The sequence below is a fragment of the Campylobacter concisus genome (assembly GCF_001891085.1).
In the GTDB taxonomy this organism is placed as follows: Bacteria; Campylobacterota; Campylobacteria; order Campylobacterales; family Campylobacteraceae; genus Campylobacter_A; species Campylobacter_A concisus_O.
In genome coordinates this window covers 210,557-226,574 of the sequence record NZ_JXUP01000001.1, presented here as the reverse complement: position 1 = coordinate 226,574, position 16,018 = coordinate 210,557, and the positions used below count along the sequence as shown (strand labels likewise).

The following is a 16,018-nucleotide window of genomic DNA, read 5'->3' as shown; positions in this document are numbered from 1 at the left end:
CTTTAGTCCTTAATGAAATGTCCTACAAATTTAGAGTAGTTATCTAAAATTTTGCCGCCCTTTCTATATCCAAGCGCACACGCTTCATAAGCGTAAAATACGCCTGCTTGGTAGTTATCGCCTCTTTCATCTTGATTAAACTCGTAAAATTCTTGATAAATGGCTTTATTTGAGTCGTATTCGCCCTCGTTACTTGCTATTTGCGCGCCGTTTTCATCGTGTATCGAGACGTTTGCGCCCTCTCTACCAAATACCGGCTTTTTCACATATTTTTTGCCTTTTAGTGGCTCGTTTGAAGTCTCAAGCAAGAGCGGGTGATTTGGATAAAGATCCCAAAGAATTTTTAAAATTCCCTTGCTTTGGAAAAGTAACGTGTAGGCTGGGTTTATGATGATGGCTTTTTGATTTTTGATGATATTTGAGAGTATGAGTGCTAGCTCGCCTTCATCGATCGCTATGCTCTCCCAAGGCACAAGCTTAAACCAGTATTCAAAATTTTCATCGCCTTTAAAAATGCCCTCGTCATCGTTAAAAACGACCTCATCAACGTAGGCAAAGTCGGTTTTAAAGCCGGCCTCTTTTGCGATGTATTGCAGCAATTTCACGGTTTGCTCGTCCTCGATACTACCAGCGATAGAGCTAAAGAGTATCCCCCAACCCTCGTAAACATCCTCGAAATTTACATTATTGTCACCAAGTGTGATTAGACGCTTGAAATTTTGTTTTAAAGCTTCGTAAAGGTTATTAAATTGTTCGGCTTCATCCATATGATTTAGCTTTAGCATCGCCCACTGGATAATCGCTGTCTCAAAGACCGCCGTTGGCGTATCGGCGTTAAATTCTATCAGTTTTATCGGCTTGTCATCAAGCCCACCTGCTAGATCAAACCTGCCGTAAAGGTGCCAGTGAACGTCATTTTCCCAGCTATTTTTGATACTATCAACGAGATTAAACGGTATGCCTATCTCGTGAAAAAGGTTATTGTCAATGACGTGCTGAGCGGCATTTACATACATATCGTATAGCTCATTTGCCGCCTCATAATAAGCATCCGCTTCACTTGCTTTTACCTGTACGATCTCATCTGCGATATATGAGCTATTGTCATTATCTGTGTGCCACGCAAAGCCGATTCTTTCCATAAATTCGTTATTTAACGGAGTGATTTTTCTTAAATTTATCATTTTTTAGCCTCCAAAGCTTGATGAGCTAGAGCTTGATTTTGAGCCACCACCGAAAAATCCACTCTTGCCGCCACTGCTTCTTGCAGCAGAATTTGCTGCTTTTTGCTTATTAAAGCTATCAACGCTTCTTGTGTATGCGCTTGGATTTTTGTAAGAATTTTGACGAGTAGCTTGGAAATTTTGATTTCCAAAAAGCTTGCTACCTATCCAGCTACCAAGTATCGCGCCAGCTGCTGAGGCAAGTATCGTCTCACCAAGGCTTAGACCGCCACTACTTAGCTGTGCGTCACTCGTTTTTGTTAAATTTGAAGTGCCATTGTCGATATTTGCATTTGCTTGAGCTAGGAGCTTATCGATCTCGTCTTTGCTTAGCACACGCTCAGTACCGTTTATGTCTTTTAGTACAACTCTAGTTTCAGTACTTGGATACTCTTCTAAAATTTTATAAACGCCAGGTGCGCTCTCTTCGATAATGACAAAGGCGCCGTTTTTTTGCGCAACTTCGTTTAGTGCGTTTTCATCACTGCCATTGTTATTGCCACAACCAGCAAGGCCAGCCATAACGATCGCACCAAATCCGCCTACCGCAGCATAAGTAGCTATCTTTTTAATGTGTTTCATATCTCTCCTATCAACTCTTTTAAATTTTTATGTCTTCTAACAAGTATCACACCTCGTTTAAATTTTATAAATTTTGAGTGGTGTATCGCTTTTATTATCTTTTCACTGGCTTTTTTCGTTGCCTTTGGCTTTAGATTTAGCTCCTTTAAAAATTCACTTAAATTTATCCATTTTGACTCATTTTCTATCTCGGCCTCTATCGCTTCATTATTTGGTATATCGTCATTTTTTTGTGCTAAAAGCGGCCTTTGCATAGCATTTAGAAACTGCATGAGCTTTTCATCTCTATCTTTATAAATTTGCAAAATTTCATTTTTTCGCTCGATTAACATCTGCTCTTTTTCTTTAAAAAGCCTATCTTTATCGGCTTGCAAGTTTAAATTTAAGCTCTTTAATTCGCTTAACTCATTTAGCAAATAATTTACAAACTCATCATTTTGGGATTTAGTTTTTGTGCTTTTTGGAGCGGATTTTGTGGCTTTTTCGCTACTTGGTTTCTCGTCAAGGATGACAAATTTTGTGCCATTTTCAATGACTGTATTTATCGAACCACGGCGGATTCTATTATAGACTGCTTCTTTTGTTATGCCTAAAATTTCTGCAGCTTCGTTTATAGCTAGCTTTTGCATCGAATTTCCGTTTAAAATAAAATAAAAAATTTGCTTTGATTATAAAAAAATAAGGCTAAAAGAAGAGTTAAACAAAGAGAGCAAAGCCCTCTTTGTCTTGGTTTTAGAGTCTTGACTCGTAGCGTCTAAGCATATAAAGACGTTTAAGCATTTTCTTACGAGCAGCAATTTTTTGTTTCTTGCGGATCTCAGTTTTAGGCTCAAAGAAGCGTCTAGCTCTTGCTTCAGTTACTACTAAGTTACGGTCAGTTTGTTTTTTAAACTTTCTGTAACCCTCGTCAAATGACTCGTTAGGATGTACCTTAATACCAGGCAACGTCCTCACCACCTTTCAGATTAAAATAAGCCGTGAGTATAGTTTAATTTTCATAAATTTAAGCTTTTAACTATTTTTTTTTAAAACTCTTTTAATGCCATAAGCTTTATAATCATAAAATTTCAAAAAAGGCTTATTATGTCAAAGGATTTTCATCTTAGCTACGCCAAGAGGCGTTACATTTTTTTCGCCTGTATTACGCTATTTGTCTTTATTTTGCCATTTATCAGAGTAAATGATGCGCAGCTATTTTTGCTAAGTTTTGATAAAAGTAGAGTTGATCTCTTTTTTACAAAATTTGATATGCAAGAGCTTTATTTGTTGCCATTTTTGTTTATTATTTTGTTCTTAAGTATATTTTTCTTAACGACACTTGCAGGGCGCGTTTGGTGTGGTTGGAGCTGTCCGCAAACTATTTTTAGAACGATATTTCGTGACCTTTTGCAAACTAAAATTTTAAAGATCAGGAAAAATATCCAAAATAAGCAAAATGAGCCAAAAGGACAAATTTTAAAGCGTGCTTTAGCAGTTGGAATTTGGTGTATTTTAGCTCTTATTATTTCGGCGAATTTTTTATGGTATTTTGTGCCACCGCTTGATTTTTTTGCTTATTTAAAAGAGCCAAGTGAGCACAGAGTTTTGCTTGCATTTTGGCTTGTTATCGCTATTTGGTTAGTTTATGATGTCATCATTTTAAAAGAAAATTTTTGCATCTATGTCTGTCCTTACGCTAGGGTGCAATCAGTGATGTTTGATAACGATACGATCCAAGTTATTTACAACCAAAAAAGAGGCGGCGTAATCTATAACGGAAAAGAGAAATTTAAAAAGCCAAAAGAAGAGGGTGCGCTGTGTACTGGCTGCGAGGCATGCGTAAGAGTATGCCCAACGCACATTGATATAAGAAAAGGTATGCAGCTTGAATGTATAAATTGTCTAGAGTGTAGCGATGCTTGCGCTAAAGTGATGAAGCATTTTGATGAAAGCTCGCTTATTGAGTGGAGAAGTATAAATTCTATAAAAGAGCAAAAAAGAGTCAAAATTTTACGCTTTAGAACGGTTGCTTATCTCGTCATTTTGGGCATTGTCTTAACAGCTGGGGTATTGATGAGTGGCAAAAAAGAAAGTATGCTTTTAAACATAAATAGAACAAGCGAGCTTTATAAAATTTTAGATAAAAATGAAGTTGAAAATTCTTACGTATTTTTGGTGCAGAACACACAAAATAAAGAGCATGCCTTTTACTTTGAAGTAGATGATAAGAATATAGAAATTTCTCGTCCAAATAAGCCATTTATATTAAAAGCTGGTGCAAAACAACGAGTCATTGTCACTCTAAAATCAAAAAATGAAAATTTAAGCGATAAAGATCTTTTAAAACATATAAATATAAAAGCCTATGCCACTGACGAGCCAGCTATTAGCGTGCAAAGGCAAAGTACTTTTATCTATCCTAAAAGATGATAAAATGGCGAAAATTTAACAGGAAGCAAGATGGCGATCTCAGAAAAGGGCAAAAAAGATACGAACTTATCGTAAAAACAGCACTTGAGCTATTTTTAGAAAAAGGATACGAAAAGACAAGTTTAAGCGATATCGTAGCGATAAGTGGCGGATCGCTTTCTAGCATTTATACATTTTTTGAGAACAAAGAGGGGCTTTTTGAGGCGATCGTTGAGCAAGAGATAGATAGCCTTATAAAAGAGATCGATGAAAAGATAGATCTTAAAATTTCTCACAGCTTGGAGGAGTTTTTAACCAAATTTGCAACCATAATATTTTCTATTACTTGCAGCAAAAGGCATATCTCACTTGGCAGAATAATGATGAGTGAGGGTTCTAAAAATGGTGGCAAACTTGGTAAGACGTTTTTGGATCAAATTTTAAAAAAGATCGATCTTGTGCTTATAAATTTCTTTGAAAGAGACGAAGTAAAAGCCAAACTTGATTCAAAATTTTCAGCCAAATTTGCTGCGAAGTACTTTATACAAAGTGTGATCGGAGCTTATTACTACGATTCGCTTTTGATAAATGAAGAACCAAAGCTTAGTGCAAGAGAGCGTAAAAAGCATGTTGGCTTGTGTGTTGAGTTGTTTTTGAATGGAGTTAGTAAAAAATAAAATTGACTTTTTATTTGTTTTCTAATAGAATCGAGAACTTTAAATTTTTGTAACAATTATTACAAAAAACTAAATATGATATTAAAATTTAAAATTAAGAGAGGTTTTTATGGCAAATTTTAAAAGTGCTCTTGTGCTTTCGGTTGCAGTTTTATTTCTAAGTGGTTGTTTTGAAAATAAAGAGAATAAAGCGGCAGCAGGTCGCCAGATGCCACTATCTCATGTGGATATTTTTACTGCACAAAAAACAGACATACCTATTAGTTTTGATTACACCGCAACGGTTACAAGTAGTCAAGATGTTATTATCTATCCAAAAGTTGGCGGCACGATCATAAAGCAGTTTTTTAAGCCAGGCGATAAGGTAAAAGCTGGAGAGAAGCTATTTCTCATAGATCCAGAGAAATATCAAGCCAGCTACGACTCACTTGATGCCTCTGTTGGCGTAGCAAATGCAAATTTAAAAAATGCCGAGACTGAGTTTAAAAGAATTTCTGCCCTTTATAAGAAAAATGCAGTCTCTCAAAAAGACTATGACGCAGCAGTTGCAGCCTATGACATTGCAAATGCGAATTTAGTAAGTGCAAAAGCAAATTTAAAAAATGCAAAAATCGATCTAGGATACACGACTATCACAGCGCCATTTGACGGTGTAGTGGGCGATAATCAAGTAGATGTTGGCTCGCTTGTCATAGCAAACCAAACAAAACTTGTAAGGCTTACAAAAATAAATCCTATTGAAGCGGAATTTTATATCGCTGATGTGGATAATCTAACTAGAAAGACAAATTTGGATAACGGCTCATGGCAGCAGCTAAATAGTGACGCTGTGTTAAGTGTCAATGGCGAAAATTTTAATGGTAAAGTAAATTTTATAGATAACGTCGTAAATACTGCAACTGGTAGCGTTTTGGCAAAGGCTAGTTTTGATAATAGTGAAGGTAAAATTTTACCAGGTGCGTTTGGTCATATAAAGATGAGCGGTTTTGTTCAAAAAAATGCCTTTAACATCCCGCAAGTTGCCCTTCAGCAAAGCGCTACAAACACTTATGTTTTAGTCGTAAAAGATGGCAAAGTAAGCCAAAAAAATGTAAAAACAGGATATCAAACAAAAAATATGGTAGCAGTCACTGAAGGCCTTGAAGATGGTGATAAGATAATCGTTAATAACTTCCTTAAAATCGGAGTTGGTGCACCAGTTGAAACTGATAAAGACCTAAGTGTGGAATTTATAAACGGCAAAGATGCAAACGCTACAAGTAGCAAGTAAAGGCAGATAGATGTTTTCAAGATTTTTCATAAACCGCCCGATATTTGCGACTGTTATATCTATCATTATAGTTATAGCAGGTCTTATGGGCATAAAGGGGCTTCCGATAGAGGAGTATCCAAGTCTTACTCCGCCTACTGTCTCTGTAACTGCGACATATAGCGGTGCTGACGCGCAGACTATTGCCGACTCAGTTGCAAGTGCGATCGAAGATCAGATAAATGGTGTTGAAAATATGCTTTATATGCAAAGCACATCAAGCTCTGCTGGTACAATGAATATAAGCGTATATTTTAAGATCGGCTCATCGTCAAAACAAGCTACGATAGATGTAAATAACCGCGTCCAAGCTGCCCTTTCAAGGCTACCTCAAGAGGTGCAAAACATGGGCGTAACGGTGCGTGAAAGAAGCGGCTCGATCCTTCAAGTAGTTGGCTTTACAAATCCAAATATGAACCTAGTTGAGCTATATAACTATGTAAATTTAAACATCGCCGACGAGATCAAAAGAGTAAAAGGTATCGGCGATACAGCGCTCATTGGCAACAAAGAGTACTCAATGAGAATTTGGCTAAACCCAGACAGACTTGCTCAGCTTAAACTAACTCCAAGCGACGTCATCTCTCAAGTAAAAATTCAAAACTCACAATACGCAGCCGGCAAGATCGGCGAGCAGCCATCAAAAGGTGAAAATCCTTATGTTTACTCGGTTGTTTCTGAAGGTCGTTTTAAAGATCCAAAGCAGTTTGGCGAAATTTTGATAAAGAGTGAGGACGGCAGCGTCGTAAAACTAAAAGAGGTCGCCACTATCGAGCTTGGAGCTGCTAGCTACGCATCAGATGCTATGCTAAATGGCAAGCCAGCAGTGCCACTTTTGCTATTTTTGCAAAATGATGCAAACGCACTTGCAACTGCAGAGGCAGTCGCTGCAAAGCTTGAAGAGCTAAAGAAAACCTACCCAGTTGGTCTAGAGCACACCATAGCCTACAACCCAACTGAATTTATCACCGTTTCAATCAATGAGGTTATCAAAACTTTCATTGAGGCGATGCTACTTGTTCTTGTCGTAATGTACTTCTTCTTAAAGAGCTTTAGAGCCACCATCATACCGATGCTCGCCGTGCCAGTCTCTATCATAGGTACATTTGGCGGACTTTATATCATGGGCTTTAGTATAAATTTGATCACGCTTTTTGCCCTGATCCTAGCCATCGGTATCGTCGTGGATGACGCAATCATCGTTATAGAAAACGTCGAGAGAATTTTGCACGAAGATAAAGAGATAAGCGTAAAAGACGCGACATTTAAGGCTATGGAGGAGGTACAAACTCCAGTTATCTCTATCGTGCTAGTACTTTGCGCAGTTTTCGTGCCTGTATCTTTTATGGAAGGCTTTGTGGGCGTTATCCAAAAGCAGTTTGCGCTAACACTTGTCGTCTCTGTTTGTATCTCTGGCTTCGTCGCTCTTACGCTTACACCAGCACTTTGTGCGGTTATGCTTAAAAAGCAAGAGAACAAGCCATTTTGGATCGTTCAGAAATTTAACGACTTTTTTGATTTTAGTACCAAAATTTTCACAGCAGGCGTGGCAAAAATTTTAAAACACGTCATTATCAGCTTTATAGTCATTGGCATCATGGGATTTGCAACGTATGGGCTATTTCAGAAAGTGCCAAAAGGGCTTGTGCCTTCAGAAGACAAGGGTGCTTTGATGGTTATCACCTCGCTTCCACCTTCTACAAATATGCTAAAGACTAAAGAAGAGGTAAAATCTATTAGTAACGCCATTTTGAGCAATCCAAATGTCGAATTTGCCATGGGCTTTGCAGGTTATGATATGCTCGCTAGCTCTCTTAGAGAAAACTCAGCCATCAGCTTTATCAAGCTAAAAGACTGGAATGAAAGAAAAGGTGCAACGGACGGTGCAGATGCCTTGGCTGGGCAGTTTAACGGCATGCTTTGGGGCTCTAAAAACTCAATGACCTTTGTTGTAAATTTACCTCCTATCATGGGCCTATCAATGACTGGTGGCTTTGAAATGTACCTACAAAACAAGAGCGGCAAGAGCTACAACGAGATAGAGGCTGACGCTAGAAAGGTAGCTGCAGCAGCAAATGCAAGGCCTGAGCTACAAAGCGTAAGAACAACACTCGAGACGAACTACCGCCAGTTTAAGATAACAGTTGATAAAGAAAAAGCAAAGCTATTTGGCGTAAGCGAGAATGAAATTTTCAGCACCATAGGCGCATCTTTTGGCTCTTACTACATAAACGACTTCAACCTTGCAGGCAAGTCGTACCGCGTATATGCAAGGGCAAGCGATAACTTTAGAAACAACCCTGAGGATCTAAGAAAAATTTTCGTCCGTTCAAAAGATGGCGGCATGGTGCCACTAAATTCGGTCGTAACGCTTACAAGATCGATCGGACCTGATATCGTCGATAGATTTAACCTCTTTCCATCAGCTAAGATCATGGGCGATCCAAAACCTGGCTACACATCAGGCGATGCGATAAGAGCGATCCAAGAGGTCGTAAATGACACTCTAAGTAGCGATGATTACTCTATCAGCTGGGCTGGAACGGCATATCAGGAGGTAAATTCTCAGGGAACTGGCACGGTTGCTTTTATCTTTGGTATGATTTTTGTCTTTTTGATCCTTGCAGCTCAGTATGAAAGATGGCTCATTCCACTTGCGGTTATCACAGCCGTGCCATTTGCGGTATTTGGCTCGTTGCTTGCTGTTTGGTTAAGAGGGCTAACAAACGATATCTACTTTGAGATCGGACTCTTGCTTCTAATCGGTCTAGCGGCCAAAAACGCCATCTTGATCGTCGAATTTGCCATGCAAGAGCGCGAGAGCGGAAAGAGTATATTTGACGCAGCTATAAACGCGGCCAAACTTCGCTTTAGACCAATTGTAATGACATCGATCGCATTTACTCTAGGCGTTTTCCCGATGGTTATAAGCACAGGTGCTGGCGCTGCATCTCGCCACTCACTAGGAACTGGCGTGGTTGGCGGTATGATCGCTTCTACTACGATAGCGATATTTTTCGTGCCGTTGTTTTACTATTTGCTTGAAAATTTAAATGAAAAATACTGGAAAAAGGGAGCAAAAAAAGATGAAAAATAAGGCGTTTATACTTATAACAGCAGCATTTTTGGCTGGTTGCTCGTTTCGTCCAGATATGCCAAATGTGGATACAAATTTCACCTCAACATATAGTTTTGAAACAAGCGATATAAGAGATCTTTGGTGGAAGGAATTTAAAGATGAAAATTTAAATATTCTTGTTGAAAGTGCGCTTGAGAAAAATACAAATTTACGCATTGCGTATTTAAATCTCCAAAAAGCAAAGGCGAGCCTTGGCGTTGCTGAGGCTGACTTGCTTCCTGGTATAAATTTAAATGTAGGCTACGAAAAAGCAAAAAGTAGCGGTGAAACGTATACTAAACAACCACAAACTCGTTATAGAAAATCAGATATAAATTTAGGATTAAACTATGAGATTGATCTTTGGGGTAGAGTAAGAAATAATGTAGCAGCGGCCGAAGAAAGCCTAAATGCAACCAAATTTGACTACGATAGCGCGAGACTAAGTATCAGCTCAAGTGTTGCAAAAAGCTACTTTGCGTTAGTTTCATTAAATATGCAAGAAGCTGTGCTAAGAGAGACTTTAAAAACCTATGAAGACACGCTAGCGCTTCGCAAAACACAGCTTGATCTTGGAAGCATAAATGAGATGACTTATTTGCAAAGCAAGGCAGCAGTAGAAAGCGCTAAGACCAATCTTACTTCTATATTAAATGCAAAGTCAAAAGCTATCACCTCACTAGCCATCTTGACTGGTAAAAGTAATAATGAAATTTTAGGTGGAGCTGTTGCTAGTTCGCAAAATTTACCAGCTTCTCCCGAGATAAGTGCTGGCATTAGCTCTGAAATTTTGCTAAGAAGAAGCGACGTGGCAAAGGCACTGGCTGATTTAAAAGCTACAAATGCTCTTGTTGGTGTTGCAAGGGCTGAGTATTTTCCAAGCATTTCACTGACTGGACTTTTTGGCTTTTCAAGTATTGATTTTGAAAATATCTTTGTTGGAAATGCCAATACATGGAGCATAGGCGGCTCTTTAGCACAGAAAATTTTTGATTTTGGTAGGACAAAAAATAATGTTGCAGTGGCTAAAACAAATGAACAAATTGCCGCTGTTAATTATGAAGCAGCGGTAAAATCAGCCCTTGGTGAAGTAAGAGATGCGCTTGTCTCAAGGCAAAATGCAAAAATTTCTTTGGAACAAGTGAAAAATTTGCTAAAATCCCAACAAAGAATTTACTCGCTTGCTAAAGAGCAATATGATGCTGGCTACATTGGACATTTAGAGCTTCTTGATGCGCAGAGAAATTTGCTTCAAGCAAAATTACAAGATGTCTCAGCTAAGCTTGATGAGGTCGATAGTGCAGTCGAAGTTTATAGAGCTTTTGGTGGCGGATTTAGGTTGGAAAAATAATTAAAAAGGAGAGAAATTGGGAACTAAGATATTAAATTTCTTGTTTTCTTGGGGTTTTTTCGTTTTTGCTATCGCTCTTGGCGTAGCATTATGGTTTGCGATAAATTACGTGGATACATTTAGGCTTGAGTCAAGCTTTTATGATATCGGTGAGATATTTATGATGGCGGCTGTTTTTTGTATTGCTTTTTATGTGATCGCAGCAATATTTGTTATTCCTATTAGAGCGATCAAAAAATCTTAATCTTTCATCTAAGGACAAAATCCTTAGATGAACTTCTTGGCTTCATTATGTAAAATTCTTAGATTTTTGATTATTTATTTTAAAAATTTATTTATGAAATTTACCGCATTTATATTACTACTTCTAACAAGTATATTCTTAATAGCTTGTTCAGCTAATCAAGCAAATAAAAAGATAAGTAACTCTGAACTAGAAAATTTAGCTAAACAATATGGTGGAGTATATATATTTGATGAGAAATTTGAGAAAGAGATAGAGAGAAGAGAAGCTGAGAGAAAAGAGTTAAGTAAAAAAATGAAAGGTAGAGATTTAGGTGATGGGCTTTATGCTATTGATCCAAAGCCTATTAATGAAAAACTTCCACGAATTCTCTCAAATGGTAAAAGATATTATGAAAATTCAACAGATTATGAAAACCAAACCAAAAAGAAAATAAAAATCCCAATAGAATATAAAGAAAAGGTTATAAATTTTATAGGTATAGATAATTACAACAAATATAAACCAGGATTTGATCTAGGTTATTTTTGTATAGATAAAGAAGGCAATATCGAAGTAATAGATATGACAGTTGATTACTATATTGTAAAAACAGATTATGGATTATTTGGTGACGAAGGAAGAGGATTTAGCTTTAAACAAAATAGATATGTAAATATAAGCGGTGGAAACAAATTCATTCTAACAAACAACAAATTCATAAAAGCAAACAAGGACAAGTAAGTACAAACTAAAAAATCAAATAAAGAGCTAATAAATTGCTTTAAAGACTATATTGATATAGCTGATGCAAGTTATGCAATGCTTCATAATGTATTTGAGAATGAAAGAAATGGACTTGATGAGCTTTATGATAAATGAACTAAGTTATAAAAATACTTGAAATAAACTTTTATCTGTATAATAAATTTTAATAAACCCCAAACAGCACATAATAAATTAATAATATTATAAATACAATAACAATAAAATATCCAAACTAAAATTTCAAATATAAAAGGATAACCAATGAAATTTCTAGCTATAACACTCTTGCTTCTAACAAGTATATTCTTAATAGCTTGCTCAGCTAATCAAGCAAATAAAAAGATAAGTAACTCTGAACTAGAAAATTTAGCTAAACAATATGGTGGAGTATATATATTTGATGAGAAATTTGAGAAAGAGATAGAGAGAATAGAAGCTGAGAGGAAAGAGCTAAGAAAAAATACAAAAGGTAAAGATTTAGGTGGCGGTCTTTATGCTGTCAATACTAAGTTGGTAGATGAAAAATTCCCTCAAATCCTCTCAAATGGTAAAAGATATTTCCTAGGTGGAACATCTAGTAAAATTTCACAAAGTTGTTATGAAAAAATTTATAATTTCATAGGTCATGAGAATTTAAAAAAATATGAACCTTGGATATTTTCAAATTTATATTACAAAGATAAAGAGGATAATATAGTTCAAATTTCATGTACTGTAGTTTATGAAAGAGTAAAAACACAGTATGGCTTATTTGGAGATGAAGGTAGAGGATTTAGTTTTAAGAAAAACAGCTTTGAAAGTCTTGGTGGTGGAAACAAATTCATTCTAATAAACAATAAATTTATAAAAGCAAACAAGGACAAGTAAGTGCAAACTAAAAAATCAAATAAAGAGCTAATAAATTGCTTTAAAGACTATATTGATATAGCTGATGCAAGTTATGCAATGCTTCATAATGTATTTGAGAATGAAAGAAATGGACTTGATGAGCTTTATGATAAATTTGGTAAAGATAATGTCCCTGAAAACATTGTAAATTCTTATAGAGAAGATGAAATAAAAAAGCCTATTTGGAGATACAAAGATAACATAAGAAAAGGTGATATTTTAAATGGCGATATCCAAGATAAAGATGGAAATATAGTAAAAAAAGAAGGCGATCCCACTGCTTATGCCCTTTGTATAGAGGCTAGATTTATGGCTGACAAAGTAGTTAAGAAGCCAGTTGGTAAAAATGGAGAGATAAAAGATATAAAAATAGATAATGATGTTAAAAATTTTATCTACTATGATAAAGACACAAAAGAGCAAAGATTACTTGTTGGAAAAGATGAAATTTATAAAATCTCTCCTCGCACAAAACTTTTTGTTAATCGCTATGAGCTAGTAAAGCACATACCTAATCAAAAATCAGGTTTTAGCTCAACTATGTTTTATGACACGCTTAAGTCAAACTATATAATAGGCTTTAGAGGAACAGAGATGAAAATAAATGATCTCTTAGATGATGCCTTTATGGCCATCACATCAAGAGCACTTATGCAAATATCTGCTTTAAAATCACTTCAGTCCTCTATGCAAGAAGCTATAAATTCTCATAGTCAAAACTTAAGTGGTTTAGATAACACTACCAAAGACATCATCCTATCAGGTCACTCATTAGGAGGTCATCTAGCTCAAATATATGCAGTAACTTTCAAAGATAGCGGAGTAAAAGAACTTTATACTTATAACGCTCCAGGAATTTATGGTGGTATATTAGCTTCAGCTTTTACTTGGAGCTTAAGGCTTCTCAGCTTTGTAGCCAAAGCCATAGCAAAAGGTGCAAGATGGATAGCAAGAGTCATAGACAAAGATGGCTTTATAGGAAAGATGGTAGGCTCAGTCTTTAACAAGATAAAAGGTATGTTTGGCTTCAAAGATGATAAGAGTAGCGTAGACGAATATGTAGATGTGGTTAAAAATAATGAACAGGCTCAAAAGACTCTTGCAGATAAAAAGGTGAGCTCTAATATAAATAAAGTTATCAAAGAAAAAGATATAGACATAGAGATACATCACGTAGAGAGCGTTAAACAAAGTATAAATAGATATGAAGATAGCTTTTCGAAAGATGTAGCTGTTTTGATAGAACCTACCTTTTCGGTTATATCTGATCTAGGCTATAAGCTAGGCATAGATACAACTGGCGAAGTAAAGTATGAAAATACCGAGAATAGACACTTGGTGAATATATTAATTAGATCTCACTTTTTAAAAGAGAGCGTTTTGGTTTTATATATGTTGTGCTATCTTTTAGAAAACAAAGAAAATGAAGCAAAAATAGAAGGCAAAGATATAGCTGAAGCACTTGATTATCTAAATGAATATATCCAGTCGCTTAAATTTAAACTAAAATGCATAAGATCGAAGTTAAATTTGGATGTAAATATAGATGATATAAGTGATGCTTCTATGCTAGATACGCCTTTATATATCTTTTATGCTTATTTAAATCTCTTTTATGAATATGGCAAATTTAGTGATGAAAATTTTAAGCAAGATATGGTCGGGTATATAATAGAAAATTTAGGCAGCAACATAGATAAAAATAGCAACAAAGAAGCACATCTAGTAAAGATACTAGATATAGATGATCTAGATAAACTAGATGCGACAAAGATAGTAAGTGATGCTAGAGCTGGCGATATAGATATGCTAGTGGCAATTTGTGCTTTGAATTTATTTGTATTTGAAAAAAAGATAGATGTAAATGAAATTGGCAAATATTTCTCTTATAGCAAAAATATCTATAAAAATATAACGATACTACGAGATAATAGAGTGGATATAGCAGAGGCTAGCATCTTCGTAAAAGATAGAATAGATATGCTAAAGAGCATAATAAATCTAAAATACGCGGATCTAGTAAAGCTAAAAGAAAATGAAAATTTTTTAGCTAGCATAGACTCTAAGGATATAAGCTCTAGCGATGAAGCCATAGTAATAGCTAACAATAAATCTGCTCAAAATAATGATGATGTAGCTTACAACAATAAAGTAGCAACCGATGATATAAAAGCTCTTATGAATGAGAGCGCGGGAAGTATCTTTTATAAAAATAACGATACCCTTAGTGTAAGTGCAGTAGATAAAAGTATAGTCGATGTTGAGGTATTAAAGGAGATATTTAAGCTAGATAGCAAAAATATGAATCAAAGAATATATCTAAACTCTGCCCTTTTGTCTAAAGCCAATGAAGAGGAGGATTATCCACTTTATTTTAAAGACGAAAAATATAATAGTGATGAGAATATACCTCTAAATTTTACTCATCAGCCAAGAGATGAGGATAAAGATATAGGAAGGCTAAATGTTGCTTATAGAAATTCTCAAGCAAATATATTAAATTATTCACTACTAAATAAGAGCCTAAATATCGATCTAAAACCAATGAGCAAAAAGACTAAAGAGGCTCTTTCAAATTTAAATCAAAGGCAAAATTTACAAAAAGATAATCAATCTAAAGAAATTTCATCTACTGCGACTTCATGCCCTGTCATAGAGGATGACACTATCATTTGCCCACATGGTGGTCATGTGATCTTAAAAAGTAGGGCAGGCAGGAGCATAAGATCAGACGATCAAGGCGTGATACTTGATGTTGATTTTATAAATTCACCGATAGTAGGCTGCTCAGCTAGGATCCCATGCGTCATAGTAGCTTATGTGCCAAGATCAGCACTTAGTCTAAAAAGCATGAATGATCACTACGCTGTAATGCAATATCTAGTGCCAAACTGCCTAAGCAACACTGGATCTTCGCTAAGGTGCATAAAAAAAGAGAATAAACTTAAACTAGAGCATAGTTTAAGTAATCCTAGTATGCAAGATAGTAGCGAAATAATAAAAGATATAAATTTAAATAATGCCTACATAAGGCTTCATATAAAATCAGCCCTTAATCAAACAGATAATCTTGCCGTTTGTATATATAAGCTAAATGATGTGGAATATAAAAACCAAGAGGGATTTAAAGAAATGGAGCTAAATTTAGACGAAGGCTCTGATATAAAAGATAAGAAGCTAAAAGAGTATCTAAAGGCCCGATTTAGAGATGATAAATTTAGTATCTCATCATTTAACTTCAAATACTCGCTTATGAATAAAAATTTTATTTTTATTACCCCTAAATATACTGAGCCTATCTATAAAGATATGACGCTTCCTAAGAGCGGAATAGGATTTTTTCAATTTGTAGATGATATTAGCGACGATAATAGCCTTATCTATATTACGCCAAGTAAGGCAAAAGCAGTATGTATAAAATTTGCTTGTGGGTTAGATAGTGAATATAGCGATGATATAAATATAATTAAAACAGTAGTGGTGGCATAACG

The 16,018-nt window shown here is 35.7% G+C and carries 13 protein-coding genes; 9 read left to right on the top strand and 4 right to left on the bottom strand.

Annotation, left to right across the window (positions count from 1 at the left end; genetic code table 11):
- Positions 1-2: 2 nt before the first annotated feature.
- The 4 genes from TH67_RS01145 to rpsU all read right to left on the bottom strand — a co-directional run bounded on the left by TH67_RS01145 (position 3) and on the right by rpsU (position 2,750).
- Positions 3-1,184 (bottom strand): glutathionylspermidine synthase family protein, encoded by a 1,182-nt coding sequence (locus TH67_RS01145; protein ID WP_072593989.1) that lies wholly within the window; start codon positions 1,182-1,184, stop codon positions 3-5.
- 3 nt (positions 1,185-1,187) lie between these two features.
- Positions 1,188-1,805: a UPF0323 family lipoprotein gene (locus TH67_RS01140; RefSeq protein ID WP_072593988.1), complete on the bottom strand. Its 618-nt coding sequence runs from the start codon at positions 1,803-1,805 to the stop codon at positions 1,188-1,190.
- Positions 1,802-2,434: a DNA-binding protein gene (locus tag TH67_RS01135; RefSeq protein ID WP_072593987.1), complete on the bottom strand. Its 633-nt coding sequence runs from the start codon at positions 2,432-2,434 to the stop codon at positions 1,802-1,804. Before TH67_RS01135 ends, TH67_RS01140 begins: the two co-directional genes overlap by 4 nt.
- Positions 2,435-2,537: 103 nt before the next feature.
- The gene (rpsU, locus tag TH67_RS01130) at positions 2,538-2,750 is read right to left on the bottom strand and encodes a 30S ribosomal protein S21 (RefSeq protein WP_009294994.1); all 213 of its coding nucleotides are present in this window, start codon (positions 2,748-2,750) and stop codon (positions 2,538-2,540) included.
- A gap of 138 nt (positions 2,751-2,888) precedes the next feature.
- Here rpsU and ccoG point away from each other — a divergent pair, with 138 nt between their 5' ends.
- The 9 genes from ccoG (at position 2,889) to TH67_RS01085 (ending at position 16,016) form a co-directional block, all read left to right on the top strand.
- Entirely contained in the window at positions 2,889-4,214 is a 1,326-nt protein-coding gene (gene ccoG / locus TH67_RS01125; protein WP_072593986.1) for a cytochrome c oxidase accessory protein CcoG, read from the top strand.
- The gene (locus TH67_RS01120; RefSeq protein WP_072593985.1) at positions 4,211-4,870 is read left to right on the top strand and encodes a TetR/AcrR family transcriptional regulator; all 660 of its coding nucleotides are present in this window, start codon (positions 4,211-4,213) and stop codon (positions 4,868-4,870) included. The genes ccoG and TH67_RS01120 overlap by 4 nt, the downstream gene beginning before the upstream one ends.
- A gap of 109 nt (positions 4,871-4,979) precedes the next feature.
- A complete protein-coding gene (locus TH67_RS01115) occupies positions 4,980-6,140 on the top strand; it encodes an efflux RND transporter periplasmic adaptor subunit (RefSeq protein WP_072593984.1) in 1,161 nt (386 codons plus the stop codon).
- A gap of 10 nt (positions 6,141-6,150) precedes the next feature.
- Positions 6,151-9,276 carry an efflux RND transporter permease subunit gene (locus TH67_RS01110; RefSeq protein WP_072593983.1) on the top strand — a complete coding sequence of 1,042 codons (3,126 nt, stop codon included), beginning with the start codon at positions 6,151-6,153 and terminating at the stop codon, positions 9,274-9,276.
- Positions 9,266-10,648 (top strand): efflux transporter outer membrane subunit, encoded by a 1,383-nt coding sequence (locus tag TH67_RS01105; RefSeq protein ID WP_072593982.1) that lies wholly within the window; start codon positions 9,266-9,268, stop codon positions 10,646-10,648. The genes TH67_RS01110 and TH67_RS01105 overlap by 11 nt, the downstream gene beginning before the upstream one ends.
- A 16-nt stretch (positions 10,649-10,664) precedes the next feature.
- On the top strand, positions 10,665-10,892 hold the full coding sequence (locus tag TH67_RS01100) for a hypothetical protein (RefSeq protein WP_021090435.1): 228 nt from the start codon (positions 10,665-10,667) through the stop codon (positions 10,890-10,892).
- Positions 10,893-10,919: 27 nt separating this feature from the next.
- Positions 10,920-11,615: a tRNA 2-selenouridine synthase gene (locus TH67_RS01095; protein ID WP_257638003.1), complete on the top strand. Its 696-nt coding sequence runs from the start codon at positions 10,920-10,922 to the stop codon at positions 11,613-11,615.
- Between the two features lie 285 nt (positions 11,616-11,900).
- Positions 11,901-12,506: a tRNA 2-selenouridine synthase gene (locus tag TH67_RS01090; RefSeq protein WP_072593981.1), complete on the top strand. Its 606-nt coding sequence runs from the start codon at positions 11,901-11,903 to the stop codon at positions 12,504-12,506.
- Positions 12,507-16,016, top strand: a complete 3,510-nt coding sequence (locus TH67_RS01085; RefSeq protein ID WP_072593980.1) for an Mbeg1-like protein — start codon at positions 12,507-12,509, stop codon at positions 16,014-16,016. It abuts the gene before it with no gap.
- Positions 16,017-16,018 lie beyond the last annotated feature (2 nt).

What these genes read in the sequence shown, in the direction of transcription:
- TH67_RS01145 (WP_072593989.1), bottom strand. Translation starts at nt 1,184, where the DNA reads ATGATAAATTTAAGAAAAATCACTCCGTTAAATAACGAATTTATGGAA.
- TH67_RS01140 (WP_072593988.1), bottom strand. Translation starts at nt 1,805, where the DNA reads ATGAAACACATTAAAAAGATAGCTACTTATGCTGCGGTAGGCGGATTT.
- TH67_RS01135 (WP_072593987.1), bottom strand. Translation starts at nt 2,434, where the DNA reads ATGCAAAAGCTAGCTATAAACGAAGCTGCAGAAATTTTAGGCATAACA.
- ccoG (WP_072593986.1), top strand. Translation starts at nt 2,889, where the DNA reads ATGTCAAAGGATTTTCATCTTAGCTACGCCAAGAGGCGTTACATTTTT.
- TH67_RS01120 (WP_072593985.1), top strand. Translation starts at nt 4,211, where the DNA reads ATGATAAAATGGCGAAAATTTAACAGGAAGCAAGATGGCGATCTCAGA.
- TH67_RS01115 (WP_072593984.1), top strand. Translation starts at nt 4,980, where the DNA reads ATGGCAAATTTTAAAAGTGCTCTTGTGCTTTCGGTTGCAGTTTTATTT.
- TH67_RS01110 (WP_072593983.1), top strand. Translation starts at nt 6,151, where the DNA reads ATGTTTTCAAGATTTTTCATAAACCGCCCGATATTTGCGACTGTTATA.
- TH67_RS01105 (WP_072593982.1), top strand. Translation starts at nt 9,266, where the DNA reads ATGAAAAATAAGGCGTTTATACTTATAACAGCAGCATTTTTGGCTGGT.
- TH67_RS01095 (WP_257638003.1), top strand. Translation starts at nt 10,920, where the DNA reads ATGAACTTCTTGGCTTCATTATGTAAAATTCTTAGATTTTTGATTATT.
- TH67_RS01090 (WP_072593981.1), top strand. Translation starts at nt 11,901, where the DNA reads ATGAAATTTCTAGCTATAACACTCTTGCTTCTAACAAGTATATTCTTA.